The sequence below is a fragment of the Pedobacter miscanthi genome (assembly GCF_003315595.1).
Taxonomy (GTDB): Bacteria; Bacteroidota; Bacteroidia; order Sphingobacteriales; family Sphingobacteriaceae; genus Pedobacter; species Pedobacter miscanthi.
In genome coordinates this window covers 123304-150091 of the sequence record NZ_QNQU01000017.1, presented here as the reverse complement: position 1 = coordinate 150091, position 26788 = coordinate 123304, and the positions used below count along the sequence as shown (strand labels likewise).

General features: G+C 41.0%; 16 protein-coding genes. 5 read left to right on the top strand and 11 right to left on the bottom strand.

All coding sequences use genetic code 11. From position 1 onward, the window contains the following. The first annotated feature begins 121 nt into the window (after positions 1–121). Positions 122–259, top strand: a complete 138-nt coding sequence (locus DRW42_RS19270) for a hypothetical protein (RefSeq protein WP_208643595.1) — start codon at positions 122–124, stop codon at positions 257–259. Between the two features lie 287 nt (positions 260–546). Here DRW42_RS19270 and DRW42_RS19265 read toward each other — a convergent pair whose 3' ends face one another. The 8 genes from DRW42_RS19265 to DRW42_RS19230 form a co-directional block, all read right to left on the bottom strand. Beyond that, complete coding sequence (locus DRW42_RS19265; protein WP_113950461.1) at positions 547–1311, bottom strand: SDR family NAD(P)-dependent oxidoreductase; 765 nt, start codon at positions 1309–1311, stop codon at positions 547–549. A gap of 71 nt (positions 1312–1382) precedes the next feature. Then, positions 1383–2222 carry a 5-dehydro-4-deoxy-D-glucuronate isomerase gene (gene kduI / locus DRW42_RS19260; protein WP_113950460.1) on the bottom strand — a complete coding sequence of 280 codons (840 nt, stop codon included), beginning with the start codon at positions 2220–2222 and terminating at the stop codon, positions 1383–1385. 88 nt (positions 2223–2310) lie between these two features. Further along, complete coding sequence (locus DRW42_RS19255) at positions 2311–3534, bottom strand: DUF2264 domain-containing protein (RefSeq protein WP_113950459.1); 1224 nt, start codon at positions 3532–3534, stop codon at positions 2311–2313. A gap of 406 nt (positions 3535–3940) precedes the next feature. Then, positions 3941–5125, bottom strand: a complete 1185-nt coding sequence (locus DRW42_RS19250) for a glycoside hydrolase family 88 protein (protein ID WP_208643594.1) — start codon at positions 5123–5125, stop codon at positions 3941–3943. A gap of 19 nt (positions 5126–5144) precedes the next feature. Beyond that, the gene (locus tag DRW42_RS19245) at positions 5145–7205 is read right to left on the bottom strand and encodes a polysaccharide lyase 8 family protein (RefSeq protein WP_113950457.1); all 2061 of its coding nucleotides are present in this window, start codon (positions 7203–7205) and stop codon (positions 5145–5147) included. A 16-nt stretch (positions 7206–7221) separates the two neighbouring features. After that, complete coding sequence (locus DRW42_RS19240) at positions 7222–8145, bottom strand: DUF5017 domain-containing protein (RefSeq protein ID WP_113950456.1); 924 nt, start codon at positions 8143–8145, stop codon at positions 7222–7224. A 21-nt stretch (positions 8146–8166) separates the two neighbouring features. Continuing rightward, the gene (locus tag DRW42_RS19235; protein ID WP_113950455.1) at positions 8167–10068 is read right to left on the bottom strand and encodes a RagB/SusD family nutrient uptake outer membrane protein; all 1902 of its coding nucleotides are present in this window, start codon (positions 10066–10068) and stop codon (positions 8167–8169) included. Positions 10069–10089: 21 nt separating this feature from the next. Next, positions 10090–13296, bottom strand: coding sequence for a SusC/RagA family TonB-linked outer membrane protein (locus DRW42_RS19230; protein WP_244215320.1), 3207 nt, complete (start codon positions 13294–13296; stop codon positions 10090–10092). A 200-nt stretch (positions 13297–13496) separates the two neighbouring features. Between DRW42_RS19230 and DRW42_RS19225 the strand changes: the two genes are divergently transcribed. Continuing rightward, a complete protein-coding gene (locus tag DRW42_RS19225) occupies positions 13497–17540 on the top strand; it encodes a hybrid sensor histidine kinase/response regulator (protein ID WP_113950454.1) in 4044 nt (1347 codons plus the stop codon). A gap of 15 nt (positions 17541–17555) precedes the next feature. Here DRW42_RS19225 and DRW42_RS19220 read toward each other — a convergent pair whose 3' ends face one another. Continuing rightward, a complete protein-coding gene (locus DRW42_RS19220; protein WP_113950453.1) occupies positions 17556–18713 on the bottom strand; it encodes a hypothetical protein in 1158 nt (385 codons plus the stop codon). A gap of 98 nt (positions 18714–18811) precedes the next feature. On the opposite strand from DRW42_RS19220, the gene DRW42_RS19215 reads away from it, so the two are divergent. Beyond that, positions 18812–19459, top strand: a complete 648-nt coding sequence (locus DRW42_RS19215; protein ID WP_113950452.1) for a LexA family transcriptional regulator — start codon at positions 18812–18814, stop codon at positions 19457–19459. 389 nt (positions 19460–19848) lie between these two features. Here the strand turns inward: DRW42_RS19215 and DRW42_RS19210 are convergent, their stop codons facing one another. Together DRW42_RS19210 and DRW42_RS19205 are read right to left on the bottom strand one after the other, a co-directional pair. Beyond that, positions 19849–21378, bottom strand: coding sequence for a RagB/SusD family nutrient uptake outer membrane protein (locus DRW42_RS19210; RefSeq protein ID WP_113950451.1), 1530 nt, complete (start codon positions 21376–21378; stop codon positions 19849–19851). 10 nt (positions 21379–21388) lie between these two features. Beyond that, positions 21389–24643 (bottom strand): SusC/RagA family TonB-linked outer membrane protein, encoded by a 3255-nt coding sequence (locus DRW42_RS19205; protein ID WP_244215319.1) that lies wholly within the window; start codon positions 24641–24643, stop codon positions 21389–21391. A gap of 426 nt (positions 24644–25069) precedes the next feature. Between DRW42_RS19205 and DRW42_RS19200 the strand changes: the two genes are divergently transcribed. Next, positions 25070–25987 carry a hypothetical protein gene (locus DRW42_RS19200; protein WP_113950449.1) on the top strand — a complete coding sequence of 306 codons (918 nt, stop codon included), beginning with the start codon at positions 25070–25072 and terminating at the stop codon, positions 25985–25987. Positions 25988–26129: 142 nt separating this feature from the next. Beyond that, complete coding sequence (gene msrA, locus DRW42_RS19195) at positions 26130–26618, top strand: peptide-methionine (S)-S-oxide reductase MsrA (protein ID WP_113950448.1); 489 nt, start codon at positions 26130–26132, stop codon at positions 26616–26618. Positions 26619–26788 lie beyond the last annotated feature (170 nt).

Below are 26788 nucleotides of genomic sequence, written 5' to 3'. Positions count from 1 at the left end.
AACGGCTGTATTTTTTTATACCCTTTTTAGTCAGCCCCAGCTGCATGTACAGCGCAAAAAAACCTCGCAGGTTTAAAAATCTGCGAGGTTTGGCATATCCTGAAATTTAAAAACCGCAGCAGTGCAGGAAGCGATTACCAACCGCGGAATTACGGTACATGGCTGGGTTTTCGATATCCATACAGGAAAATTAATTGACCTTAAAATTGATTTCGAAAAGATTTTGAAGGACATTAAGGAGATTTATAACCTTTATTAAGTATGGCTATCATCGTCCTCGTTTGTAACAAGGATGTATGAAAAAAAGCAATTTTATCGCTACATATATTTTAGCTGGTTTTAAAATAGAAAATGCTTGCGCTCCAAACGAGCGCATAAACAGCTAAACGATTCTATCGTTTGTAAACGATAAATTATCCAACTTGTTAGAAACGAGCGTTAGCTGCATGTACAGCGCATAAAAAACCTCGCAGGTTTAAAAGTCTGCGAGGTTTGGCATATCCTGAACTTAGACTCAGGACTAAAGACTGGAGACTAAGGACTAAACTAACGTCCCATCCAACCGCCATCAACGGTTAAAATTGTTCCGTGTACGTAATCACTCGCTGCTGAGGCCAAAAATAAAGTTGGTCCTTTAAAATCTTCGGGGGTTCCCCATCTTCCGGCAGGGATACGTGATAAAATTGAGGTACTTCTATCCTGATCTTCGCGTAAAGCAGTGGTATTATCCGTTGCGATATAACCCGGTGCAATGGCATTTACATTTACCCCTTTTGATGCCCATTCGTTAGCAAAAGCTTTGGTTAAAGAGGCAATTGCGCCTTTACTTGCTGCATAACCCGGCACGGTAATACCGCCCTGGAACGACAATAAGGATGCAGTAAAAATTACTTTTCCGCTGCCACGGGCTACCATATCCCTACCAACCTCTCTTGTTAAAATAAAGGGTGCAGTTTGGTTTACGGCAATTACTTCGTCCCAATATTCATCAGGGTGTTCGGCAATTGGTTTTCGTAAAATGGTTCCGGCATTGTTTACCAGAATATCGATAACCGGATGATCGGCTTTTATCTGAGCTGCAAAAGCCAGGGTGTTTTCGCGTTTACCAAAATCGCACTGGTAGGCATAAAATTTTCTGCCCAATGCGGTTACTTCTTTTTCTACACTGCTTCCCTCCAGTTCTAAACTGGCAGAAACACCGATAATATCGGCTCCTGCTTCGGCTAAAGCCAAAGCCATGGCCTTACCAATACCTCTTTTACAACCGGTAACCAATGCAGTTTTACCTGCTAAATTAAATATGTTCGACATAAATGTTTAAAGTTCTGTTTTTAGATCTCTCCATTCCGCTCTGCTCTAGTCGAGATGACGGTAAGGAATTATTATTTCAGTTCGGTAATGGCGCAGTGATCCATATCGCCATAATCGAGGTTTTCGCCAGCCATACCCCAAATAAAAGTGTAATTGCTGGTACCGGCACCAGAGTGGATAGACCAGTTTGGCGAAATTACCCCCTGATCGTTCTGCATCCAGATGTGACGGGTTTCTTGAGGCTGCCCCATGAAATGGCAAACACTTTGTCCTGCCGGAACTTCGAAATAAAAATAAGCTTCCATCCTCCTGTCGTGCGTATGTGCCGGCATGGTATTCCAAACACTGCCCGATTTTAGTTCGGTCATACCCATCTGCAACTGGCAGGTAGGCAGCACACTGTTTACCAATAATTTATTGATGACCCTGTGGTTCGCGGTTTCAGGAGTACCCAGTTCTACAATTTCGGCTTCTGCCTTGCTTACTTTTTTGTTTGGATAAGTATGGTGTGCAGGTGCAGAATTGATGTATAACTTAGCGGCTTCGCCCGGGGTTGCCGATTCGAAAAACACTTCTTTTGTGCCTTTACCAATGTATAACGCTTCTTTATAATCCAGTTCGTACTTTTCGCCGTCGGCCGTTACAATTGCCTTTCCACCAACATTGATGATACCCAGTTCCCTGCGTTCTAAAAAGTAGGTCGCTTTTAAATCATCCGGATTTGGCAATGCGATTTTCTGATCAACAGGCATGGCGCCGCCAACAATGTATCGGTCAAAATGGGATAAGGTTAAGTTTACCTGGTTTGCCTCAAATACGTTTTCAATCAGGAAATTTTCCCGCAAAGCAGCGGTATCCATTTGTTTAACTTCCTTAGGGCTTTGAGCGTAACGGCTTTCGAATTTATTCATTGGTTAAAAAATTGAGTTTTGGGATAGGATCCAACTCATATTCCGGATCCTATCCGCAAATATATTTATACGATATTTATTATTGGTATTAATACTCAACTTTATAATCCTTTTTTATGCTTTCTCCACTCCAGGCTTTTAAACTAGTCCACGGCGCGGGAGGATCTGTCCAGAATTTATTATCGGCAGGTAATCCCAAGGTTAAAAAACCAAGTGTTGCCATGTACAAGCTCCCAGTTGAGGTATAAGTATCAGCCACTTCCGGCTGATGGCCGTTAAAACCCAGCACCAGCCACCCCTGATCATCAAAGTTCTGCTTGCCATCATACAAATTGTGCATTACTTTGCTTAATGCTCCGCGTACCTGTGCCGGTTTAACATATTCGGGTAGTTTTTCCATTAAAGCCGTTTGTGCCAGGGCCTGAAATGCCGCTGTGCGATAAGTAATCGAACGTCCATAAGCCGGATAAGTACCTTCCGGAGAAATAATCCTTTCCAGGTATTCGGAATAGCGGACCATTCTTTTCAATGCCAGGTCGTAATCGGCCTTTTGTGCTTTTTTCTTGTCAACCAATACTTTCAACAAATCAACCAACATGGGGTGGATGACATAAGAATTGTAATAATCCATGCTGAATTTTTCGCCATCGCTGTACCAGCTATCGCCAACGTACCATTCTTTCATTTTATTGATCGAAAACTGTACACGGGCAGGATCATACTGCTCGCCAATGCTCAATAAAAAGCCTTCGGTGAGGCCAGAAAATAACAGCCAGTTATTATAAGCGCCACTGCGTGTACGCAGGGATTTAAACTCTTCAACAAACCTCTTTTTTGTCACCTCATCAAGCGGTTCCCACAATGCTTTTGGTGCACGTAGAAAAGCATGGGCAACATAAGCGGCATCAACAATGGGTTGACTTTCTGAACGGTAACTGATATAATCGGGGCTTTCGGGATTTACCGAATTGGCCAAAGCCTTTAAAAGTTCGGTACGCATGTTTTTCCTGAGTTTGCCCTCGGCAGTATCGTCATCAGGCAATGCCAGCCATGGCGCTACACCGGCAATAGTGCGTCCCAATGCTTCGAGATAAGTTACTTTATTTACGTTTAGGCCATACCCCGGAGCTTTTTCTACCGGCATGTTTTTCTTCAACGTTTCGTTGGCCAGGTTATGGATTACCGGATAAGCGATACGGTTTAGGGTTTTAACCCAAAAAGCACGGTCTTCGGCGCCGGTACTGGCTTTCTTTTGTGCGTGAGTGAGCTGTGAACAGATCAGTAATGCAGAAAAAATAAGTTTGTATTTCATTTTCTTTAAATATCTGCGGTTAATTGTAAAAATCAGTTTTTTTTCATGTTTGGAGAGCAGGTTTCTGAATTACTATTCAGGCTTCTTCCCGCTTTCCGTTTTACTTCACCCGATGAAACCTGTGAAACAAGCAAGCACAAAATAAAACAACTAAAATCAATGCTTAAATCGGGTTCGTGTTCACTTCAATCGGGTCTAGGTGGCACGGTATAACTTAATATTATTGGTTGGGTGTCTAAGCAACGAACCCATGTTTAATAAACCCGGTAGTAGCGGGCATCCCGATTTTTCTATCGGGATAAAGCGAAAAACGGGGCTGCCGCGCCCTAAGAATTACTGAACCTTCATTTTCACATTAAAAACGATAATTTTAATTTGCTTTTTGACAATATGCATTTATCTTCCCCTACAAATACCATTTTTTATAACGGGCCAGGGCCTCAAGATAATAATAATCGGCATAAATTAAAGGTACATCTATTTCGCTGTTTAATGGATAAGCGCCCGTGCTGTGCATTAATAAATAACCTCCGTTTTCGCCCAGTTTGGCATGGTATGCACTGCTGGAAAGGGAGTAGATCATGGTTTCGGCGGCAGATTTAAATTCGGTTTTCTCATTACCGGTAGTATATTGAGCCAGTTCTAATAATGCTGAAGCCATTAATGCACCGGCAGAAGCATCGCGTTTAGCAAATGGAATACCCTGTGCATCAAAATCCCAGAAAGGAATTTTATCGGCAGGTAAATTTGGATGGTTTAAAATAAAATGGGCAATGCCTATGGCCTGTTTTAAATAGGTTTCATCTTTTGTAAAACGGTACATCATGGTATAACCGTACAAAGCCCAGCCCTGTCCACGTGCCCATGCCGAACAGTTTGCAGCACCCTGCCAGGTTGCTTTTTTAATCACTTCGCCGGTTTGCGGATTGTAATCTACCACATGGAAAGAGCTAAAATCGGGGCGAAAATGGTTTTTTAAAGCAGTATTGGCGTGGATTACCGAAATTTCCTTAAACTTTTTATCACCGCCGTTATCGCTGGTCCAGTTTAACATTTCGAGGTTCATCATGTTATCAATAATTACCGGGCATTCCCAATATTTACTCTTGTTCCACGATTGGATTGATTTTACAACCGGGCGGTAGCGGGTTGCCAATGATTCGGAAGAACGCTGGATCACCGCTTTATATTCGGGTTTGCCGGTTAAACGATAGGCATTTCCGAAACTGCAATACATCATAAAACCAAGATCGTGATTCCCGGTATAGGTTTGGTTAGGTTCTATCACTTTTAAAGCTGCCTCTGCCTCTTGTTTTATACTGGCATCTTTGGTTTGCTCGTAGATATACCATAAACTACCCGAATAAAAACCACTGCACCACCATTTGATATCATAATTTACAGGTTTACCGTTTTCAAATGTCTGCGGGGTTTTACCTGCCGGAATATTTTTGGCAAGTACTTTATACTGATCGGCTGCAAATTTAAATTCATCGTTGATCAGTTGGGCCATTGGCTTCTTCTCGGTTTGGGCAAAAGTATTTAACCCTGTTAGCATGAGTAATGCGGCAATTAAATTGGTCTTTTTCATCTTTATTTTAGTATCTGTATTATTCTTTAATATTAAAATTTGTTGTAGCCCCGGCCTGTGGCCCGGTTGGCAGATTGCAGTTGATATTTTGGGTTTTAGAAAGGCCGGGCAACTTTAACGATACATTAATGCTGACATTTTCCTGCGCCGGATCGGCAATGTAAAGCACAGGATTTTTACCGTTCAGGTTTTTGATGTACACGGCACAAGGCTGATCTACAGTGAGCGATAACCCATCAGCGGTTAAACTCCCGGCTTTATAAAAAACAGCCTGCAGCATATTCAAACCTGTATGTTTTACGGCCTGCAGTTCTGTTGTGTTTTTTAATACCTGAATAAGCGACCGGTTATATTTTTTTATTCCGGCCACATCGATCCCCGGCACGACAATATATTGATACGTTGCATTCTGAGGATTTATACCATGGTTTAACCAGATTTTAAATACATTGTGCTTAAGTTCGGCATTGCTTTGGAAATAGTTAATGCGGTGCCAGCTACCGGATTGGGGCTTATCGCTGATATCCATATTTCCACCTTGAGGAAAAATATATCCGATACTATCGTGGATAGCCCACTTTTCACCATTTCCTTTTGAAGAGAATACTTCTCCACGCAACCAGGACTGATTGACTGTTGTGGTGACATTTTCCTTCGCGCTGCTATTAATTCCGGCTCCCAAACAAACCACCTCTTTATCAAAAAAGAACCATGCTTTTTTGGCCTGAACACTGTCATAGTTTAAATCGTAACATGATACACCGTAAATGCCATCACTAAGCCCACCTACAAATTTGGTGGTTCCGGGGATGCCCCATTCTTTCAGTATGGTTGCGCCTTTATCATCCGGATAATCCCTGCTGGTGGTACCGGGGATTTTATCCCACTCCCAAACCGGCATCAGGTTGGCATATTCTGATCCGCTGCGCTGGATATTTGTTGCTCCGTCGGGGAGAAATTTCCCCAAAACGTTTTCGTTGTTTCCACGTTCGGTGCGGAGCGTTCTGGTTGATGCGGTTTGCACACTAAAAGTATAACCGGGACGAAGGTGCAGGGTATAGCCACTTTTCCAAAACTGGGTGTGCGAGGGTTCAATTTTATAATCGGGTGCCTGCGCTCCGGAAGTACGTTTAATGGACGCGTCCCAATAAGCCGCATTTTCGGGATCAAAAAGTTTGATCTTGTTTACCATTCCTCCCATACCGCTGCTTAACGAATCTTTGCGGCTAATGCCACGTCCACGCACGTTGAAATCGTAAAACGATCCCCTTATGGTTTTCAGAAAGGTGTTTTTAAGATAGTTGACCAAAATAGCCAGCTGATCTTTGGGTAAAGCATATTCCGTTCCACGTAAATAAAAAGCAGCATTAACCGAATTACCTGCAAATACCTTTCCATAACTGGCAATGGCCTGCTGTTTACCGTGCTGGTAGTAACTGCAATCTACCTGAACGCCTTCTTTTCCATCAGCAATAGAAATGGGTTCGTAAAGGTATTTCGCCGCAGAATCCAAAGTAGCTTTATTTTTAGTCAGGCACCCACGGTACAGAAAATGTAGCGCTTCATCAGAAGTATTGGCACCATCTCCGGTTTTCAATTTCCGGATCATCCTGGTGATCAATGCTTTTTCCAGTTCGGCAGGAAGTTGTGTTTTGGCATTCCGCATTAAGATTAAAATCTGCCCGATGGCCTGCGGATAAAAAATATCGTTATACCACCAGTTTTTATTCTTCGGGTTTTTATCCAGCCAGTTTTGTAATGATTTTACAATAAAGGCATGGATTTCAGCCTTATTATAAAGTTTGTTTGTTGGACGTATATAAGCCATAGCCATATCTTTAATACGCTTTAACGGATCGTACTGTGCATCGGCATAATTAATGTCGGCCCAACTTCCATCGGCATTTAAGGATAATAAGTCTTTATTTATCCTTTTGGTCAGTACACCATCGTTTACCCCCAGCTGCAGATCCTGGGTAATGCGTTCCATAATTACCGCACTTGGCTCTTGCTGGGCTACAGCAAAAAGTGTGGTAAAACATAAGAAAAACAGGAGTAACCGTATTTTTAATTTCATCATTTTTTATTGGCTTTGCTTACTGGATCACTTTGATGTTAAATTCCTTAATGGTTGATTTATTCTCATTGGGATTAACATTATAAGAAACAAATGTTGCTTTGTACTTACCTACGGCCCCGTATTTATAGGCGTAAGCAGTAGTTGCCGATGCGGTAATATTTTTTACGGTTGCGGTAGAGATATCCGGAGACACACGCCCTACATAAAGTGCTTTGCTCACAATCCAGCTGGTATTGTTAGGAGCAGTTGCTGTACCACCAATAATGGTTAGTGCCGTTGTTGTAGGCACCCATCTTGCGGTTGCAGGATTCCAAACATTGCCATATCGCGTCCAGTAAGCATTATCGTTTACCAATGAACCCAAATTATAGCTGTAATCAGCTAAAACATTATTTACCGTGTAATTGGTAATGGTCCAGGTTCTTTGTGTAGATCCGGTTATACCCGTGTATTTAAATGCAATAAAAAGTGAATCATTTACACCGTTTACCAGATCGGATAAATTAACATTACCGGTATTTACCACAGTGGCGCTGGTAGCCAAAGGTGTACGGGCGGTGATGTTTGTCCAGGCGGCATTTACCACAGTAACCGAATCCCTTGCCGGCAGTTTATTGGTTGCCAGCACCTGTAAAGTATTGGTTTGTGTACCAAACTGCGCTGTACTGGTAAATGATAAGGTTGGAACTCCTAATGCCATCGCCCTGTTGCGGAATTCGTATTTATTACCTACGGTACCTGCCCAAAAAACAATGTTATCTGCATAACCATCAAGCGAAAACTTACAGGTATCGCCTAGTTTAAATACCAGTGTATCGCCAATGGTAGAACGGGCATTATTCAGGTTGATGCCCGCGGTTGGGGCATCGGTAGTGAGGTCTTTTTTGCAGGCCGTAAAACATAAACCTGCAAGCAAACATATATTGAATAGATATTTCATCTTTATTTCTGTTATAGTGAATTAATATCCGGGATTTTGAACCAGGGCCTTGTTTAAGTTTAACTCATAAGTTGGCTTGGGTAAAAACACATGTCTTTGCGTAATTCCGGTAATACCCGAATAACCGATGGCATTTCCTGTTGTCGCCGAAACACCGTTTGCCACTGCATAATTGGCAAAAGCCTGCATATCGCCAACAAAGTTGCCCCAACGAATGAGATCAGCCTTGCGGTAGGCCTCAAAGCACAGCTCCCGCATGCGTTCGTCTCTAATGGCCAACTGGAAGTCAGCTTTGTTTAATCCTGGCGTGAGCAGATATTCGTTCCCATTGGTAATGCTTGCAGTTGCTGTAGCCGTTACACCCGATGCTGGCGCAGCAATGCTTACCGTTGGCGCATTGGTAAAATACGGACCTCCAGTGGTTAAATTTCCGCGGCTGGTTAATTTCACGCCGGTAACTACACCAGCAGTAGAAACAATGGCAACACCTGTTGCACCGGAGCCACCGCCTCCGCTAATGGTAACCGCAGGTGGGTTGGCTGCACTATAGCCTGAACCGCCATTTACCACGGTGATGTTTTTAACAATATTGCCGTATAGGGTACCATAACCTCTTTTCCTTACCAGGTTAATGGCATCGTAAGCAGCCGCAGTTGGTCCGTTTACCTGGTTTTCGGCTTCGGCTTTCATTAGCAATACATCCGAATAGCGGATTACAGGCCAGTTAATGTTATAGGTACCGAGATTTCTTGAAGTTTCGGGAGCATACTCGCGTCGGAATTTTCCGCACATCATTTGCCAGGGATTAGGTTTGTCGGTTTTAACCCTCGTGGCAGTTGTGGTATTTACTGTCCAGATGAAATCGGCACAGTTCCAGTCTCTACGCGTGTCCAGAGATGCCTTATTTACCAATGTACTACTTGGCTCCACTTCGTAACTATCGAACAACTTTTTAGTGGTTTGTACCCAGCCAACCGCAGCATAAGATGCAGGATCGAAAGCTCCGTTTACGGTAAGTATGGCCGACTGAATACCGACAAAATTCCCGATATCGTTACCCGTTTTATTGGTTACACCTGCAGCTGCACCGGCCGATCCCCACTCTAAAATATCTTCTTTAACATCATACTTATCCTGACATAAATTGATAAAAACCTGTTTATAATCAGGATTTAAATCATGGAGCCCCGAATTGATTACTTTATCGGCATAGGTAATCACATCTGCATATTTAGTGGCATCGTTGGTAGGATAACCGGCCCAATACAGGTAAACGCGTGCCAGCATGGCCTGTACAGCAGTAATGGTAACCTGATCATTATAACCTAAACTAGCTGCTGTTCTGCCCTGCAACAATGTTTCGGCTTCTTTTAAATCCGCCACGATCTGTGCGTATACCGCAGCCTGAGAAGAGGCAGGGATATTGGTTTCGGCAATGCCCGGACTGTGCAGAATAAGCGGAACTTCTCCAAAATTGGTGGTGAGGATAAAATAATTATAGGCCCTTAAAAATAAAGCCTGCCCTTTGATGTAACCACGTTGTTTTTCATCCATTGTGGGCTTGTTGATATTATCGATCAGCACATTGGCATTGTTGATCCCCAGATAAGGCCAGCGCCAAACATCGGCAACGTAAGCGTGACCGGCATCGTACGAATAATACAATCCACGGGCCTCGCCATTTACCGGTCTGTTCGGTAACATTTCGTCGGTGGCACTTACAAAATTAAAGTTTAACACCTGCCCGTACATCCTTTCATACATCATGTTGCTGTAAATACCATTTAGTGCTACCTGCAACTGGTCGGCCGTTTCATAATAATTTGCCGAGCTATAAAAATCGGTTGGTTCGGTATCTAAAAATTTCTTGCATGATGATAAACCCATCACAAATAAAAAAGCAAGGATATATTTATTTTTCATTGTCTTATCTTTTAATGGTGATTAGAATGTTGCGTTTAAACCAAAGGTTACCGTAAATGACTGTGGATAGGTTCCGTAATCAAAACCTGGTGTAAGGTTGCTCGGCCTTGATGAAGCCTCGGGATCCAGCCCCGAATAACCGGTAATGGTTAACAGATTTTGAGCTGATGCATTTAAACGCAGTTTCGACAGGCCGATGCTTTTAAGGATTTTATTAGAAAAATTATATCCCAATTGAACGGTTTTTAACCTCAGGTAGGATCCGTCTTCAACCACACGCGATGAATAATTTGCCGCAGCCATTCCGCCTGCCCTAAAAAGATCGTTGTTCTGGTTGCCTGGTGTCCAGCGGTTTTCGAAAGAGGCATACTGGTTCAGGTTCGGGTTGGTTACAATACCACCTTCAAAAACATAACGGTTGGCATTGATGATGTTATTGCCGTACGACCATTGCAGGAAAACACCCAGATCCCAGTTTTTATAGCTGAAATTATTGCTAAAACCACCCGTATGGATAGGCAAACCACGGCCAATAATGGTATAATCGTTATTACTTACTACTAAATCGCCGTTTAAATCTTTATATTTAATATCGCCAGGCTGGATTGATGCCCTTGTTGAGCCATTTGTTGTAATATTTGGTTTAAGCAGGTACGATCCGTTCGGCATTCTATCGAAATCAGCATATTGATAAACCCCGTCGAAAATTAATCCATACATTTCGCCCACCGAACGGCCTTTTACCGAGATATAAGGAGATAAACTGGTGTAAGTGGTATTAAAAAATGTTCCCGAGCCGGCTAAAAGTGAATTTTGTCCTTCGGTTAATTCTAAAATCTTGTTTTTGTTAAAACTGATGTTGAAATTACTCGTCCAGCGGAAATTTTTAGTCTGGATATTGGTACTGTTCAAGGTAATTTCCAGTCCACGGTTTTCTAAACTTCCTATGTTTTTAAATCCGGTACCACTTTGTACGCCACTTGCATAAGGCAACTGGGCATTCAGCAATAAATCATTGGTTACCCTTTTATAAATATCAGCCGTTAAACCCAAGCGGTTTTTAAAAAAACTCAGGTCTAAACCGATATTGGTTTGCGTATTGGTTTCCCATTGTAAATCGTAGTTGCCTGCAGCCGTAATTACTGATCCGATGGCTACGGGTTTGCCGTTAAACGAATACCAGTATTGGGTGTTGCCCAGGTTTAACTGTGGCAGATAGGCAAAATCGCCCACCCTGTTATTTCCCGATTCGCCATAACCAACACGTATTTTACCATCGGATAACCAGGTGGCATCTTTCAGGAAGCTTTCCTGGCTAAACCTCCATCCTGCAGATGCAGAGGGAAAATAACCCCAGCGTTTGCCCGGTGCAAATTTCGACGATCCATCTGCCCTGAAGCTGGCAGTTAACAGGTATTTCCCTTTAAAATCATAATTCAGCCTGCCCAGGAAAGATTGCAGCGTCCAAACCGAACTGCGAGAATTGACAACGGTGTTTGCAGCTGGTACCAGGTCTAATGCATCAATCCCCAAACTTTCGTTGGTAATCTGCGAAGCATATATCGAGCGGTACGAACTTTTACTCCGTTGTGCAGAATAGCCGACCAAAACAGTTAAATTATGATTTTTGTTAAAAGTATTTTTATAGGTTAAGGTATTATCATTTAACCAGTTAAAAGCCGGACTTGTGGCATAAGTTCCGTTCGGGCCAGATGAATTCCATTTACTGCCTGATTGGGTTAAGGAATTATTAAAAATATTGGTTTCGGTATTGGCATTGGTAATGCCCGCTGCTACTCTTAACTTTAATTTGGGTGTAAAAGCGTACTCTGCATAACCGTTGGCTACCATTGTGGTGGCTTTATAAACTGTTTTCTGATTTTCTAAACTGATCAGCGGATTTACGCGATAATCCTGGTTGTTAGCCAGTTCGTTTGTTGGATCGTAAAAGGAATCGATCAGATTGGTTCCCTGATCCCTGCCCGAAAGCGCCGCAGTCGGACGATAACCCCATACCGAATACAGCAGTACCGAAGAAGCATAAAAATTGGTTGCGGAAATTGGTGTACCAAAAGTTTCGCTGTAGGCATAGTTTACATTAATTCCAGCCTTTAATTTATCAGTAACATTCTGATCGAGTACAAAGCGGCCCTGGTAACGTTTAAATCCACTAAACTTCACAATCCCTTTTTGGTCGTTAAAATTACCTGAAATGGAATAAGTGGTTTTATCATTTCCTCCCCTCAGGGCAATATCATGGTTCTGGTTCTGTCCGTTCTGGAAAATGTAATCCTGCATATCCAGGCTTTGCACATTTTGATAATCGTTTATGGTTACCCCATTTTTGAGATAAACCGAATCGGCAAAAACAGAATTGAGTTCTTTAACATATTTTACAAATTCAAAAGCATTCATCACCGGGATTTTATCGGGCGCTTTCTGCGTTCCATAATAGGCATTATAACTCAACTGCGGTTTTCCGGCTTTTCCTCTTTTAGTCGTAATCAATACCACACCGTTGGATCCGCGTGCACCATAAATGGCAGTAGCCGATGCATCTTTTAGTACATCGATGCTTTCGATATCAGATGGGTTGATCGAATTGGCATTGGCATCTTCCGAAGGGAAACCATCGATTACATAAAGTGGCGAGTTATCCTGCGAGATGGATCCCGCACCACGTATTACGATATTGGCTGTTGCTCCAGGTTGCCCATCATTGGTTGATACCTGTACACCTGCCACACGCCCTGCCAAAGCCTGATCGAACGATTTAACCGGCGCCTGTTCCAGGTCTTTCATATTTACCGAACCAACAGCCCCGGTAAGATCGGCCCTTTTAGTAGTGCCATATCCCACTACCACTACATCGCTCAGGCCGGTTATAGAAGATTTTAAGGAAACATTTATTGTGGTTCGGGTGCCAACCGTAACTGATTGAGAGGCATAACCCACATAATTAAATACCAGCTGATCGGTAGCCAGTGCCTGTATTTTAAACCTTCCGTCGGCATCGGTTTGTGTGGTGGTTTTGGTCCCTTTTACCGTAACCGATACACCGGGTACCGTTTGTTTACTTTCGTCGGTAACTACACCGATAATGGTTTTACTTTGTGCAAAAACATTAACGTGGCTAAGGATTAAAATGGTGAGTAATAATAAGAGTTTAGGAAAAAGAAAGATATGCTGCTTCATATCCATTCTCCACGGGATGTAGAGTTTACTCATAGTTGTTGGTTTTTTGGTTATTGGTTGTTAGTTGATCGGCCTTGCTTTTTTACAGCGCCATCTAAGAACAAACTTATAGCATAAGCTTTTTTTGAAGGGGTGAATTTTCTAAATATTTAGGGTGAATTTTCTAAATATTTGGCAAAAATGCTTTTAAACCATACTTTTAAGCAGCCAAAACAACCATAACCAATTATCCCATGTTTATTCGATCCCTAAAATATTTGCTCTGTGCAAGCCTGTTTTTGGGATACCTCTTACCGGCCAAAAGTCAACAGCCTATACAATTCGATCATCTGGGTGTAGAGAAGGGTTTATCGCAAACATCCGTACTCGCCATTACACAGGATAAAAATGGTTTTATGTGGTTTGGCACCCGTTACGGCTTAAACCGTTACGATGGTTACAACATTAAAGTTTACCAATCCTCAGCAGCAGATCCACAATCCATTTCGGCCAATTATGTAATCAGTCTTTTTTCCGATTCGCACAAAAACCTATGGGTGGGTACAGGCATCGGATTAAATCTGTATAATGAAAAAAACGATAATTTCGAACGCATTTTTGCAAAGAAGAATAGCATCAGCAGCAATGTAATCAACTGCATTACTGAAGATAAACAAGGCAATATCTGGATCGGCACCTTAAACGGACTGAATCTTTTGGTTAAGGGAGATACTTCCAGAATCAAAGTATTTTTTAACGACCGATCGGCAAACGAGGCCTACCACAATGTAAGGGCTATAAAACAGGATCACGAAGGTAACATGTGGGTGGGCACCTCAAACGGTTTGTTAAAAATGACCTTTAAAAATGGTGCTTATCAAACCGAAATATTTAAAAATGAGGGGAAACCGGGAAATATCAGTGAGAATTACGTCACCGGGATTATTGAAGACTGGCAACATAAACTATGGGTGAGTACACAGGATAACGGCCTGAACCTTTTTATCCCTTCGGGCAAAACTTTTAAAATTTTTAACCATTCGGCACAGAAAAATTCTCTGGTTAACAATACCATCAGAACAATGGTGTTGGATGATGCCGGTAAGTTGTGGATCGGTACTTTAGATGGAATCAGCGTAATGGATACCCAACATTTTACCTTTACCAACCTGCAATACGATCCCAGCGATAAAAAAAGTTTAAGCCAGAATTCCGTCCACCGTTTATACAAAGATCAAAACGGTTCAATCTGGGGCGGTACTTATTTTGGCGGGGTAAATATCAATTATCCTTACACAACCGCATTTAACATCTACAGCACCAACAAAAATGCTTCCAGCGTAAGCAATAATGCGATAAGTACCTTTGCGGAAGACGAATACAAAAACCTGTGGATAGGTACCGAAGGTGGCGGACTAAACTATTTTAACCGGTTGACCGATAAATTCACAGTTTTTAAAAACGATGGTCGCAGCAACTCCATTAAATCCAACCTGATCAAAAAAATTATACTGGATAAAAAGGGTAAACTCTGGATCGGTACACACTCGGGCGGACTTAATTTTTACGATGGCAAAAAAGGCACCTTCGGCAGCTTCGATTTTAGTGCAAAACAGGAAGATGTACCCGACGAAGTTACTGCAGTGGCTGAAGACCGGTATGGCAGGTTATATGCAGCCACCCAGCGCAATGGCATTAAAATTTCAAACCCCGGAAAAACAAAATTTTACAATTTCGATCTGCCGATAGGTTTCCCTGAAGCCGGAAAGGTTAAAAGCATGCTGGTAACCGATCGCGTTTATTTCGGCACCACCAATGGACTTTGCATCTACAACATCGATAAAAAAGAGTTTTATACTTTAAAAGACCCCAAAACAAAAAAGGTTTTAGAATATTATGTAAATGGCCTTACCGAAACCCGGAACAAGGAAATTTACATCTGCACCAATTACCAGGGGCTTATCCGCTATGATCAGAAAACAAATAAAATAATCAGTTACACGGTAAAAAATGGTTTGCCGAACGATAACGTACTGGGCGTTTTAGAAGATGATAAGGATAACCTGTGGATTAGTACTGCCAATGGCTTATCCATGTTTAACCCGAAAAATAAAACCTTTAAAAATTATACGGTAACCGATGGTTTGCCGGGAAATGAATTTAATGCGAATGCCTTTTTTAAAAGCAGCAACGGGGAAATGTTTTTTGGCGGTTACAATGGCTTCATCAGTTTTTATCCTGATCGTATCCAAACCAATACCAAAGCGGCACAGTTGGTGATAACCGGTTTAAAAGTAGATAATCAAGCTATAAAAATTAATGATGAAGATGATTTGCTCGATCAGAACATCGGTTTAAAAGATAAGCTGGTATTTGCGAGCAACCAGAATACTTTTAGTTTAAGTTTCGCTTTACTGAATTTTATCAAACCCGAAAAAAACCGTTATGCCTATAAAATGCATGGCTTCGAAAAAAACTGGAATGAGGTAAGTATCCCAACGGCTTCTTATACCAACCTGCCCCCTGGCAGTTATACGTTTATGGTTAAGGGGCTTAATAACGACGGCATTTCGGGCGCCAATATCCGTAAGATCAGCATCATCATTAAACCACCGTTTTACAGAAGCTGGTGGGCATACCTGATCTACTTTGGTGCTTTGGCAGCCATAGCCGTTGTATTTGTGCGCTATTTATTGATCAGGGCAGTACTTAAAAAAGAGAAGGAAATTAACGAACATAAACTCGAGTTTTTCACCAATATTTCGCACGAAATCCGTACACCTTTAACACTTATTGTTGGCCCACTGGATAAGCTGATCGAAAATGCAAAAGACGATCCTGCCCTGAACCGCGAGCTGCAACCAATAAAAAACAATGCCGACCGCCTGATGAACCTTGTTACTGAACTGCTTGATTTCAGAAAAGCGGAAAGCGGAAAAATGACTTTACATGTAAGCCAGGGCGATGTGGTTAAATTTTGCAGGGAAATCTTTCTGGCTTTCCAGAACATGGCGATTTCCAAAAATATCGATTATACCTTCGATAGCGATGAACCTGAAATATTACTTTATTTCGATAAGGTACAAATGGAAAAAGTATTGTTCAACCTGTTATCCAATGCCTTTAAGTTTACCCTTGTAAATGGAAAAATCAGCTTAAAAATCTTTAGGGAGAATCAGCATATCAACATCCGCATCTGCGATAACGGAAAAGGGATTGCCTTAGAAAATCAGGCCAGTCTGTTTACCAATTTTTATCAGGTCAATGCCACTTCAACCATTGGAACCGGTTTGGGTTTATCATTTTCGAAAAGCATTGTTGAGCTGCACCATGGCGAAATCTCTTTCAGCAGTACACCAAAAACTGATCAAACTTTCGGCAAAACCTGCTTTACGGTAAGTTTAAAAACGGGTAAAGATCACTTTAATACCGAAAATTTTATAAACGATAATGTTTATGATGATGATCCGGCCAGTTATAATATTCACAGTACACCATACCTCAACGATATTACAATAGCATTACCGGTTGCCGATGCAGATAAAAAGACCATTTTACTGGTAGAGGATAATGAGGAAGTGAGGACCTTTATCAAAAATGCACTACACCAAAAATATACCATCTACGAGCGTGAAAACGGCGCAACAGGTTTGGCTTATGCTTTAGAATTAATTCCCGATCTGGTCATCAGCGATGTGATGATGCCCGTAATGGATGGCTTGGAACTATGCCGCAAATTAAAAACCGATCAAAGTACCAGCCACATTCCCGTGGTATTGCTAACTGCCCGTTCGGCCTATGTACACCAGATCAATGGTTTTGAGAATGGTGCCGATGCCTACGTCATGAAGCCCTTTAGCCTGAAATTACTCGAACTGAATATTCAAAACCTGTTAACCGCCCGCGAAACCATTAAACAAAAGTTTGCACAGGTAATTACCCTCGAACCGAAAAACCTGGTAATCAATACCACCGAGCAAAATTTTCTTAACAAAATTATCCAGGTAATTGAAGAACGTATTGCCGATCCTGATTTTGACGTACCTACCCTGGCGACAGAAATAGGCATGAGTCAGCCGGTGCTTTATAAAAAAATAAGGGCACTGACAGATCTTTCGGTAAACGATTTTATCAAGTCGCTAAGGATAAAAAGGGCTGCACAGCTTCTGAAACAGGGCACTGGAAATATTACTGAAATTGCCTATGCAGTAGGATTTAGCGACCGGAAATACTTTAGCTCAGAATTTAAAAAACATTTTGGTAAAACGCCAAGCGAGTTTATGGGTGACGGGCAGTAAAATCTGTTTTGCAAATTATTCCAGGTAAATCCAGTTTTCTTCTTCTTCCTTAGCCAATGATGGATCATTAATAATTAGAAAAAATGCCTCTATAATCATCAGCATATTTTCGTACTGCTCAAACAAGTATTCCTTATCCATCAGTTTAATACTATTTCTGGTGCTAAAGGCAGCATATAACCACTCTGAAAGACCTGTACGCAGTTGCCTGATATTTTCGGGGACAAAAAAGGTTTCGATAAACAGGTATGGATTTTTAACATGTACCGGCGATAAGGTATTTACCTCGCACAGTTGATCCTGAAATGCAGCATTGGCCATATCATCTGTTTCATCAATAGCTGGTTGGTAAACCAGTTTTTTGGCGGCAATTAAATAGCCGGCATTTAATAGCTGGGTAAACTGGTTGTACAGGAAAAAATAATCGGAGCTATTGTTTACATAACTCGTTTTAGATAATGCTATTTTATACCAGTTTTTAAGGTAAGTTTTATGACCGGCAAGGTTATCGAGTGCAAAAAACGATTCGATCACTGCAAAAGGGTTTTCGAACAGCACCTTATCAAAAGCTAAAGGCGAAGTACTTTCGAATACGGCCAGGTGGTAGTACCGATCGATACTTTTGAAACTGTTTTTAGTGATGATCCTTTCGTGGATGAGCCAGCAGGCTTCCAGCATTTTTTTGGTATTGCCATAAAGCGGATAAATATCCCCATCCCATTCCTGATCAAGTGTATTTTCCAATCCGGCCAATAGCCATTCGTTATAACTGGCTTTGTAGCTCGGCGATTGGAAGAACAAAAACATATCCAGAAAGATGAGTTTGGGGTTTTGCATTTCGCCTTTGCTCAACAACTTCGGACAATAATCCAACAGTACCGATTCCCGTTCTAAACTACTTTCATCTGTTGTAATTGCTTTTACAAATGCTGTATCGGCTTCGCTGTGGTTAAAAATAAGGTCGGCATATTCGAAAAGGGGCAATAGTTTTTCGTAAAAACGTACCAGCTGCGCCGGGTGTTTTTGCGGCGAAAAATCGCATTCGTTCTGCGGCGGGTTTAACCAGTTTTTTAAAAACTGTAAACTGCTACTGATGCTACCCATAGCAAAAAAACTTTCTATGGCGTTAATGAAACCCACGGTTTCTTTTTTAAAATGATAGGTACCTTCCATAAAGTTTATAATTTTAATTGATTATATTAGCTAACGAATTTAGCAAAATGAATTAAGTTAAACTATATAAAATTCATATAACTTATCAACATTATATTATGAATGAAAATCGACGCTTAAAAACACTAATGGATTTATTGGGATTTAAAACCCAAAAAGATTTTGCGGCAGCGTTGAATATCAAACAGGGCTCTTTATCGGATATTTTACGGGAAAGAATCCATGTATCCAATGCCATCAAGGATAAACTCGAACTTAAATTTGACGTAAACAAAGAATGGCTTGAAAATGGAAGCGGCAAACCGTTTTTCAAAAAAAATCCAGGTGGGGGCAATCCCAAAGAGGGAGTTCCGTATTTCGATATGAGTTTATCGGATATTAAAGATTTTATAGTGGAAGAAGAGCGTGCCGAATACCTGGTAAATTACCTTCCTTTTAACGATTGCACCGCTTATTTACCCGTTTATGGCGATAGCATGTATCCTAAATACGCTGCCGGCGAAATTATTGCTGTTAAAGAAATTACAAATTTAGAAATCCTGCAGTGGGGCGAAGCCTATGTGGTGATGACGGATGAAGACAGTAACAATTTACGTACCATAAAACTCATTTTTCAGCACCGTGATAACACTAAACTCATCCTCCGTTCATCAAACCCCAATTTTAAGGGCGATACAGTAATCAGTAAAAAGAATATCCAGTCGCTTTACATCATCAAAGGTAAAATTACGAGGAATATTATTTAGTCTTGGCTGGTTAATTGGTTAACTGTTTAAATTGGTTAATTGTAAAGGCGAAATGTTTACCGGATTGTTAAATTGTTAATTGCAAACTGCCAACTTAAAACTGTCTGGCTGATTAATCGGTTAACTGTTTAAATTGGTTAATTGTTAATGCAAAATGTTTATTGGATTGCTAAATTGAAGGATTGTTAAATTGTTAATTGCAAACTCCCAACTGAAAACTGTCTGGCTGGTTAATCGATTAACTGTTTAAATTGGTTAATTGTAAAGGTAAAATGTTTACCGGATTGTTAAATTGAAGGATTGTTAAATTGTTAATTGCAAACTGCCAACTGAAAACTGCTTTATAAAAAGGAAGTCAAGTTTTAAAAACTTGACTTCCTTGGATAATATTAATAACCCGGATTCTGGTACATTTTAACAGGATCCAGTTTTACTTCATCAAAAGGAATTGGATAATACCTGTCTTTAGTGGTTACATTGGCCAGTTTTGCAATACCGAAAGATGATTGCGGTTTGGCTTTTAAATAAGTAACCAGTTCGGCCGCGGTAAAGTTCCTGATCAGATCGAACCACCTTTGGTGCTCAAAAGCAAATTCAGACCGGCGCTCGTGCAAAATAGCCAATTTTAGAGTCGGGAATTTGGCAGCATAAGTTGGATCAGCTTTCGCTACAGCATAAAGCGGCATTCCGGCCCTTGCCCTAACCATATCCAGGTACTGGATGGCCACAGCATCGTTCCCTTGTAGCATGTTAACTTCGGCCAGCATTAAAATTACATCGGCGTAACGCATTAAAATACAATCATTACCTCCATAACCGGCATTAGTTGCTTTATCACTTGCATCGCGAAATTTAGTGATAAACCAATCTTTAACAGTTGGATCATTCGCATATTTGATTGAAAAATCCTTTCTTAAATCTGCAGTTTCATATTCATTAACCAAATCTAATGTAAGGTTACCTCCAACACCCGAAGGGGCTTTTTGAGAGTTGATGGTTTCTCCTTTCGCCTGGTTGTTGGCAGCAATGCTCGAGCTGTAATTAATATCACCTTGCTTGTACACAATCTGAAAAAGCAACTCTTTACAAGTTGTTTTTTTATCTACGTTAAATACATCGGTATATGGAATTTCTGATAAATTTCCAAACGTACGCATGTTATACGCCGCAAGTAAATACGTATTGGCATTCGTTAAATTTTCGGCTTTATTATTGGGTAATGTTGCCGCCATGGTTAAATAAACTTTACCCAAATACGCATTTAAAGCTGCTTTAGATACCCGACCAATGCCAGATTCTGTTTGAAAGTTTGGCAAGGTACTGCTTAAACCATCTTTTAAATCTGCCACGATCTGGTTGTATACATCAGCCTCCGGTACACGAAAAGTTAACGCGGTAACTTCGTCGGCAGTAACCAGCTGTTTGGTAACCAAAGGCACAGGTCCCCATTTTCTAACCAGCTCGAAATACATAATTGCCCTGATAAATTTGGCCTCCGCAGCGTAGTTGGCTTTAGTTGCAGCGTTTGCAAAACTTACCTTATCAATGTTCGATAAAATAACATTACTACGGGTAATGGCATTATAAAGTGCCAGCCAGTGTGCTTTTAAGTACGAATTACTTGGCAATAAAGAGAAATCGTTAAACTGGAAGGGTTCACCTGCATTACTCTGGTTATCGTTTCTTCCGGTATCGTCCGAACGCTCATCGGTAAACAGACCGCTGTTTTCGCCCAGGGTATTGCTGCTCCTTAACGATTGGTAAGCACCGTTCACCGCCAGTAACACATCGTTTTCTGTTTTAAAATAATCATCAACAATAACCGCGTTCGGGTTAGTTTGTGCCAAAAAATCTTTTTTACATGCACCCAGTGTTAAAACCGCACCAAGGGCCAAAATTTTATAAATATTGTTTTTCATTTCCTTAATTCTAAAAAGTAAGTTTAACACCCAGGTTATAGGTTCTTGCCAATGGATAGTTTCCATAATCTACGCCCGGCGTTAGGTTAGAGCCTCCGCTGTAATCAACCTCCGGGTTATAGCCTTTGTAATCGGTAATGGTAAAAGCATTGTCAACACTTGCATAAACGCGGATATTGCTCACTTTAAGTGCGTTTACCATCGTTTTAGGGAAACTATAGCCTAAAGTGATGTTTGTACACCTGAAATACGATCCATCCTGGATATAGAATGATGATAAACGGGTACTGTTACTTTGTGTACCTGCACGCGACGCACGGTAATTTAAACCGCTGCCAGGATTGGCTTCATTGCGGTAACGATCTGCAACATCTACGTATTGGTTACCCGACCCTTCGAAGTTGTACAGGTAATAATCCTGCCCATCCAAAACCTGGTTACCGTACGATCCGTTAAAAGATGCCCTTAAATCAAAAGTTTTATATGATGTATTTAAAGAGAAACCATAAGTAAATTTAGGATATGGTGTACCGATTACAGTTTTATCTGCATCGTTAACAATGCCATCGCCATTGGTATCCTGAAAATAAAGATCGCCGATTTTCGCAGGGTTTGTAGATGATGCCGATCGGGCAACTTTACCTAAATTGTCGGCTGTAATCCTGCCCAGTACCTTAAAGCCGTAGAACATCCCTACCGGCTGACCTTCTTGTGTAATGTGTGTTAAATACGAGCGCTCTGCACCATTGGTTAAAATCGTACTTGCACCTCCCATGTTTAATACCTTATTACGGTTAACCGCAATATTTCCACTTAAACCCAATGTAAAATCCTGTTTTTGAATAATGCGTCCATCCAACTGGATATCAAAGCCTTTGTTTCTGATTTTACTATCAGCTAAATTGGTTAAGATGGATGACGTTCCGGATATGGCAGAAATAGGTTGGTTGAATAACAGGTTGTATGAATAACTTAGGTAGTAATTGGCAATGATGTTTAATCGGCTCTTAAATAAGCCAATATCGGTACCGAAGTTATACTGTGAGGTAGATTCCCATCCCAGTTTTGGATCTTGTAGGGCATTTGGCCAGATCGCTGTTGAAATTGCATTTCCAAAAACCACACCGCCAGGAGCGCTCATTTCCTGCTGTGTTCGGTAATTCGGAATGTTGTTGTTTCCACTTAAACCCCAGCTTGCCCTTAACTTAATGGTTGACTGATCGCCAAGAAAACCTTTATAAAAATCTTCTTCCGAAAGATTCCAGCCCGCAGCTACGGAAGGGAAATTACCATATTTGTTTAAAGGACCAAATCTTGATGAACCATCGCGACGGAAAGATCCTGTTAAGAAATACTTGCCTGCATAGCTATAGCTGAAACGGCCAAAGTACGAAAGTAAGGTGTTCGTTGCTTTCGCTGTTTTATTCGATCCATCGGTAATCAATGTTAAAAAACCTGCATCAGCACCTTTATCGGTAATTTCACCAATTTTGTCGTTTTGGAAACCACTGGCAGAAATTCTGATCAAATCACTCGTTGTTTTCTGAGCAGAGTAACCCGCCAAAACATCTAATTTATGTTTACCGAAAGTTTTATTGTAGTTTAAGGTAAACTCTCCTAGCTGATCTACCTGGCTAAGTGTTTGGGCAATGGCATTTGCAGCCTTTATTGCATCCGGCGAGTAAGGACCAAAATTACCACTGCTTAGGCTGGTAGGTAAATAAAAATCGTATTTTTCGTTATAGGTTTGTGTACCAAGATTGGCTTTAAAATTTAAGCCTTCCAATATTTTATAAGTAGCATTGGCGTTATAAGTACTTCTGGCGCCTTTTCTGGTAATTTTTAACTGCTCAACCGTAGCTAAAGGATTTTCAGGGTTCTGAATACCATATTGAGAAGCTAAAGCTCCCATTCCAAACTGGATCGGGTTTCCATTTGCATCCCTCGCAGGTAAATAAGGCAGGTAGATTAATGCCGACATCATCGGACTTAAATCATAACGGCCTTCCCTCACCTCGCGGTTATCATTCTGGTTATAAGAAATGTTGGCACCAACATGCAAACGCTCGCTGATGTTACCATCAATATTACCCCTAAAGTTGGTTACCTTTTGGTTGGTATTGGTTACAATACCATCGTTGTTCTGGTAACCACCGCTTAAAAAGTATTTTACATCTTTGGTACCACCAGAAAATGAAAGGTTATGACGCTGAAAAGCAGCGTTGCGGTAAAGTTCATCCTGCCAGTCGGTATTATAGGTAGCCGGAATGGCTTGTTGTGTACTAAAATTATAAAGATCGGCAGGGATGCTTACACTGCTCCCGTTACCTACATTGGCAATACGCGTAGCATTATTATCGCTGAACATGGCATCGTTCCAGGTTTTTCCGGAGTTTACCCATAAATCTTTGTAGGCATTGTTGCGTCCATCAATCAACAACTGTATAAACTGGTTGGCATCTAACAATTTCACCTTTTTGGCCAGTTGAGAAATACCTCCCTGAACATCGTATTCAAATTTTCCTTTTCCATCGGCACCTCTTTTGGTGGTAATTAACACCACCCCACCTGATGCCCTTGAACCATAAATGGCTGCAGATGCGGCATCTTTTAAAATGTCGATGGTTTCGATATCCTCTGGATTGATGGATACGTTGTTCCCTGCCGGATAACCATCAATTACGTATAATGGATCAGAGCTCGCGTTGATAGAACCGATACCCCTAACCCTGATTTTGGTGCCCGAATATGGTGCACCACTGGTTTGTGATACCTGCACACCGGCAACTTTACCAACCAATGCCTGGCCAACCGTTGGCGAGGTTAAATTTATTTCGCTGGCCTTAACACTGCTGATGGCTCCTGTTACGTCAGATTTTCTTATTTTCTGGTAACCGATGGCCACAACCTCATTTAGCGTATTGCTGCTTTCTTTTAAAACAATATTTATACTCTGCTTACCGTTAACCACAACCTCCTGATTATCGTAACCGATATAAGAAAATACCAGAATAGCACCTTCATCAACAGTAATAACGTATTTACCATTACTATCAGTAACGGTTGTTTTTTTTGTTTTTTTCTCAAACACGCTTACACCTGGCAATGGTTGTTTATTCTGGTCGGTAACTGTACCACTTACCGTGGCAAATGCATGGCGTTGTAACCCCGATATGGGCGATACATGATTTATTGCAATCGCATTAGTATTACAGATGGCCAGTAATCCTAATGGAAAAAGCAATTTCCTGCAGGTATTTTTCATACCCGCGGTTAAAAAAAATGATGTCATCTTTTTGTTCTTAGTAATGATTTTGAATTGTATTAGGCTTTTTGTTTTTGGAGACAGAGATTGTAGATTTCACATTTACATAGGCTTATCCTTATGGGTTAACAAGTAATATTATGGAGCGTTCTACTGCGGCAAAAGTATTAGTGTATTTTTAACACTATGTATCCCCTGCATTAACTCTTTGTACAGATTGAATGCATCACTTTAATTTAATGTTAAATGTGCTTTATTGCATTACTATATCGATTTACTAAATTAAACAGATAACATGCTGTTAATCTTTCTTTAATGGTAAATCCGGTAATTTGCTTTCAAATTTTAGTTGCCCTATTCTATTTTTTCTCATGTATTAATGTTTAGCAGGCACAGGTATTTGATGAACCCTTAGATTCATAAATCATGAAAACCTTAAATCCAATTTTACTGCTGGTGGTAATGTTTTTTGTAGCCAGGTATAGTGATACAAATGGAAAAATCACCAAAACGGTTACCATCGATTCGTTAGGTGCCTGTCAGGGGATATCTTACCAGAATGGAAGCTATTTTCTTTACGGCGACAGGGAAGTTGGGGTATTACGGAAATATCAGCTACAAAACGACTCATTAATTTATCAGAATGAAGAATATCGGTTTACTGTTAAAGGTGAAAACATCATTAAACACCCCACCGGAATAGCTTACCATAAAGGTTTACCTACTTTTGTTGGCAATTCGGTAAAACAGAATGCAGAGGGTACCCTTTGGAAAGCCGTAATTAACTGCATTGATTGGGAAGGTTTTTTAAAAACGAAAACGCTGGATGGAAACCTCATCAAAACCATCGATGATGATGCCTGTATCCAGGGCACGCGACCGGAATATGTAAATTATAAGGGAAAATGGTTTTTGGCTACCGCAGATTACGGCAATAAAGCAAACGAAGTACGTTTGTACGATCCGAAAGCTTTGGCAAAGGCCGGTAAAACCAGCGAAAAAGGCATTTTATTCAAAAAATTTACCTGCTCGCCGTGGGTACAAAACCTGCATTGGATCGCCAATAAAGGAATTTTGGTTTTAATCCAGAACCAGATAGAAGGCCGCAAATGGCGTTTCACTTTCATCGATCTGGAGAAATCAATTGCAAACGGACATGAATCTGTTTTAACCGTAATCGACACCGATAAGGCAGATGAGCTGGAAGGTTTTACCTTTACTGATCAAGCAGAAAAAGGAATTGCCGTAAGTTCATCCCGAAAAAACAATCTGAGTTTTATGCAGTTTAGCGGGTTGCGTTGGGCGTTGAGCGATAAGCGTTTGGTGTTAAGCGTTTGGCGTTAGGCGATATCACCTAATAATATAACCATTACGCAATAAAACAATATAAGAACGCAAGCAAGTTTCTCATTTAGGCAGCTCCATCTTTACTTTCCCTTTACACATCTTCGTCGTATCTTTAGTACATCAAAAAAAGGAAAGATATATGAATACTGAAAAAGCCATTCTTGCCGGCGGTTGCTTTTGGGGAGTAGAAGAATTAATCCGTCATTTGCCAGGTGTAATTTCTACAGTTGTAGGTTATACTGGCGGCGATGTGCCCAATGCCACCTATCGTAACCATGGTACACATGCCGAAGGCATTGAAATTGTTTTCGACCCTGCTATTTTATCATACCGCCAATTACTGGAATATTTTTTCCAGATCCACGATCCGAGTACCCGGAACCGCCAGGGAAATGATATCGGCACCTCTTACCGTTCTGCCATTTTTTACAATAGCGAAGAGCAAAAAGAAACGGCAAATACACTAATTGCAGAACTAGATGCTTCAGGCAAATGGCCCGGAAAAATTGTAACGGAGGTAGTACCTGAAACCGATTTCTGGAATGCTGAAGAAGAACACCAGGATTATTTGCAGAAAAATCCCTATGGTTACACCTGCCATTTCGAAAGACCGGACTGGAAATTGTAGATAAGGTCATTATTATAGGCAATGTTTTTAACCACAGATGTACACAGATAAACACGGATTTTATCTGTGTGTATCCTTTTTATCTGTGGTAAATTATATTAAAATACGTACTCGCTGCATCATGCTGATCAGCCTTCAATATTAGCAAGATATTACCCAATTTAAACCTG

Excerpts from the sequence above, each read along its gene's own strand:
- DRW42_RS19250 (WP_208643594.1), bottom strand. The coding sequence starts at position 5,125 with ATGAAAAAGACCAATTTAATTGCCGCATTACTCATGCTAACAGGGTTA.
- DRW42_RS19215 (WP_113950452.1), top strand. The coding sequence starts at position 18,812 with ATGAATGAAAATCGACGCTTAAAAACACTAATGGATTTATTGGGATTT.
- DRW42_RS19225 (WP_113950454.1), top strand. The coding sequence starts at position 13,497 with ATGTTTATTCGATCCCTAAAATATTTGCTCTGTGCAAGCCTGTTTTTG.
- DRW42_RS19200 (WP_113950449.1), top strand. The coding sequence starts at position 25,070 with ATGAAAACCTTAAATCCAATTTTACTGCTGGTGGTAATGTTTTTTGTA.
- DRW42_RS19265 (WP_113950461.1), bottom strand. The coding sequence starts at position 1,311 with ATGTCGAACATATTTAATTTAGCAGGTAAAACTGCATTGGTTACCGGT.
- kduI (WP_113950460.1), bottom strand. The coding sequence starts at position 2,222 with ATGAATAAATTCGAAAGCCGTTACGCTCAAAGCCCTAAGGAAGTTAAA.
- msrA (WP_113950448.1), top strand. The coding sequence starts at position 26,130 with ATGAATACTGAAAAAGCCATTCTTGCCGGCGGTTGCTTTTGGGGAGTA.
- DRW42_RS19255 (WP_113950459.1), bottom strand. The coding sequence starts at position 3,534 with ATGAAATACAAACTTATTTTTTCTGCATTACTGATCTGTTCACAGCTC.
- DRW42_RS19205 (WP_244215319.1), bottom strand. The coding sequence starts at position 24,643 with ATGAAAAATACCTGCAGGAAATTGCTTTTTCCATTAGGATTACTGGCC.
- DRW42_RS19245 (WP_113950457.1), bottom strand. The coding sequence starts at position 7,205 with ATGATGAAATTAAAAATACGGTTACTCCTGTTTTTCTTATGTTTTACC.
- DRW42_RS19210 (WP_113950451.1), bottom strand. The coding sequence starts at position 21,378 with ATGAAAAACAATATTTATAAAATTTTGGCCCTTGGTGCGGTTTTAACA.
- DRW42_RS19220 (WP_113950453.1), bottom strand. The coding sequence starts at position 18,713 with ATGGAAGGTACCTATCATTTTAAAAAAGAAACCGTGGGTTTCATTAAC.
- DRW42_RS19235 (WP_113950455.1), bottom strand. The coding sequence starts at position 10,068 with ATGAAAAATAAATATATCCTTGCTTTTTTATTTGTGATGGGTTTATCA.
- DRW42_RS19240 (WP_113950456.1), bottom strand. The coding sequence starts at position 8,145 with ATGAAATATCTATTCAATATATGTTTGCTTGCAGGTTTATGTTTTACG.
- DRW42_RS19230 (WP_244215320.1), bottom strand. The coding sequence starts at position 13,296 with ATGAGTAAACTCTACATCCCGTGGAGAATGGATATGAAGCAGCATATC.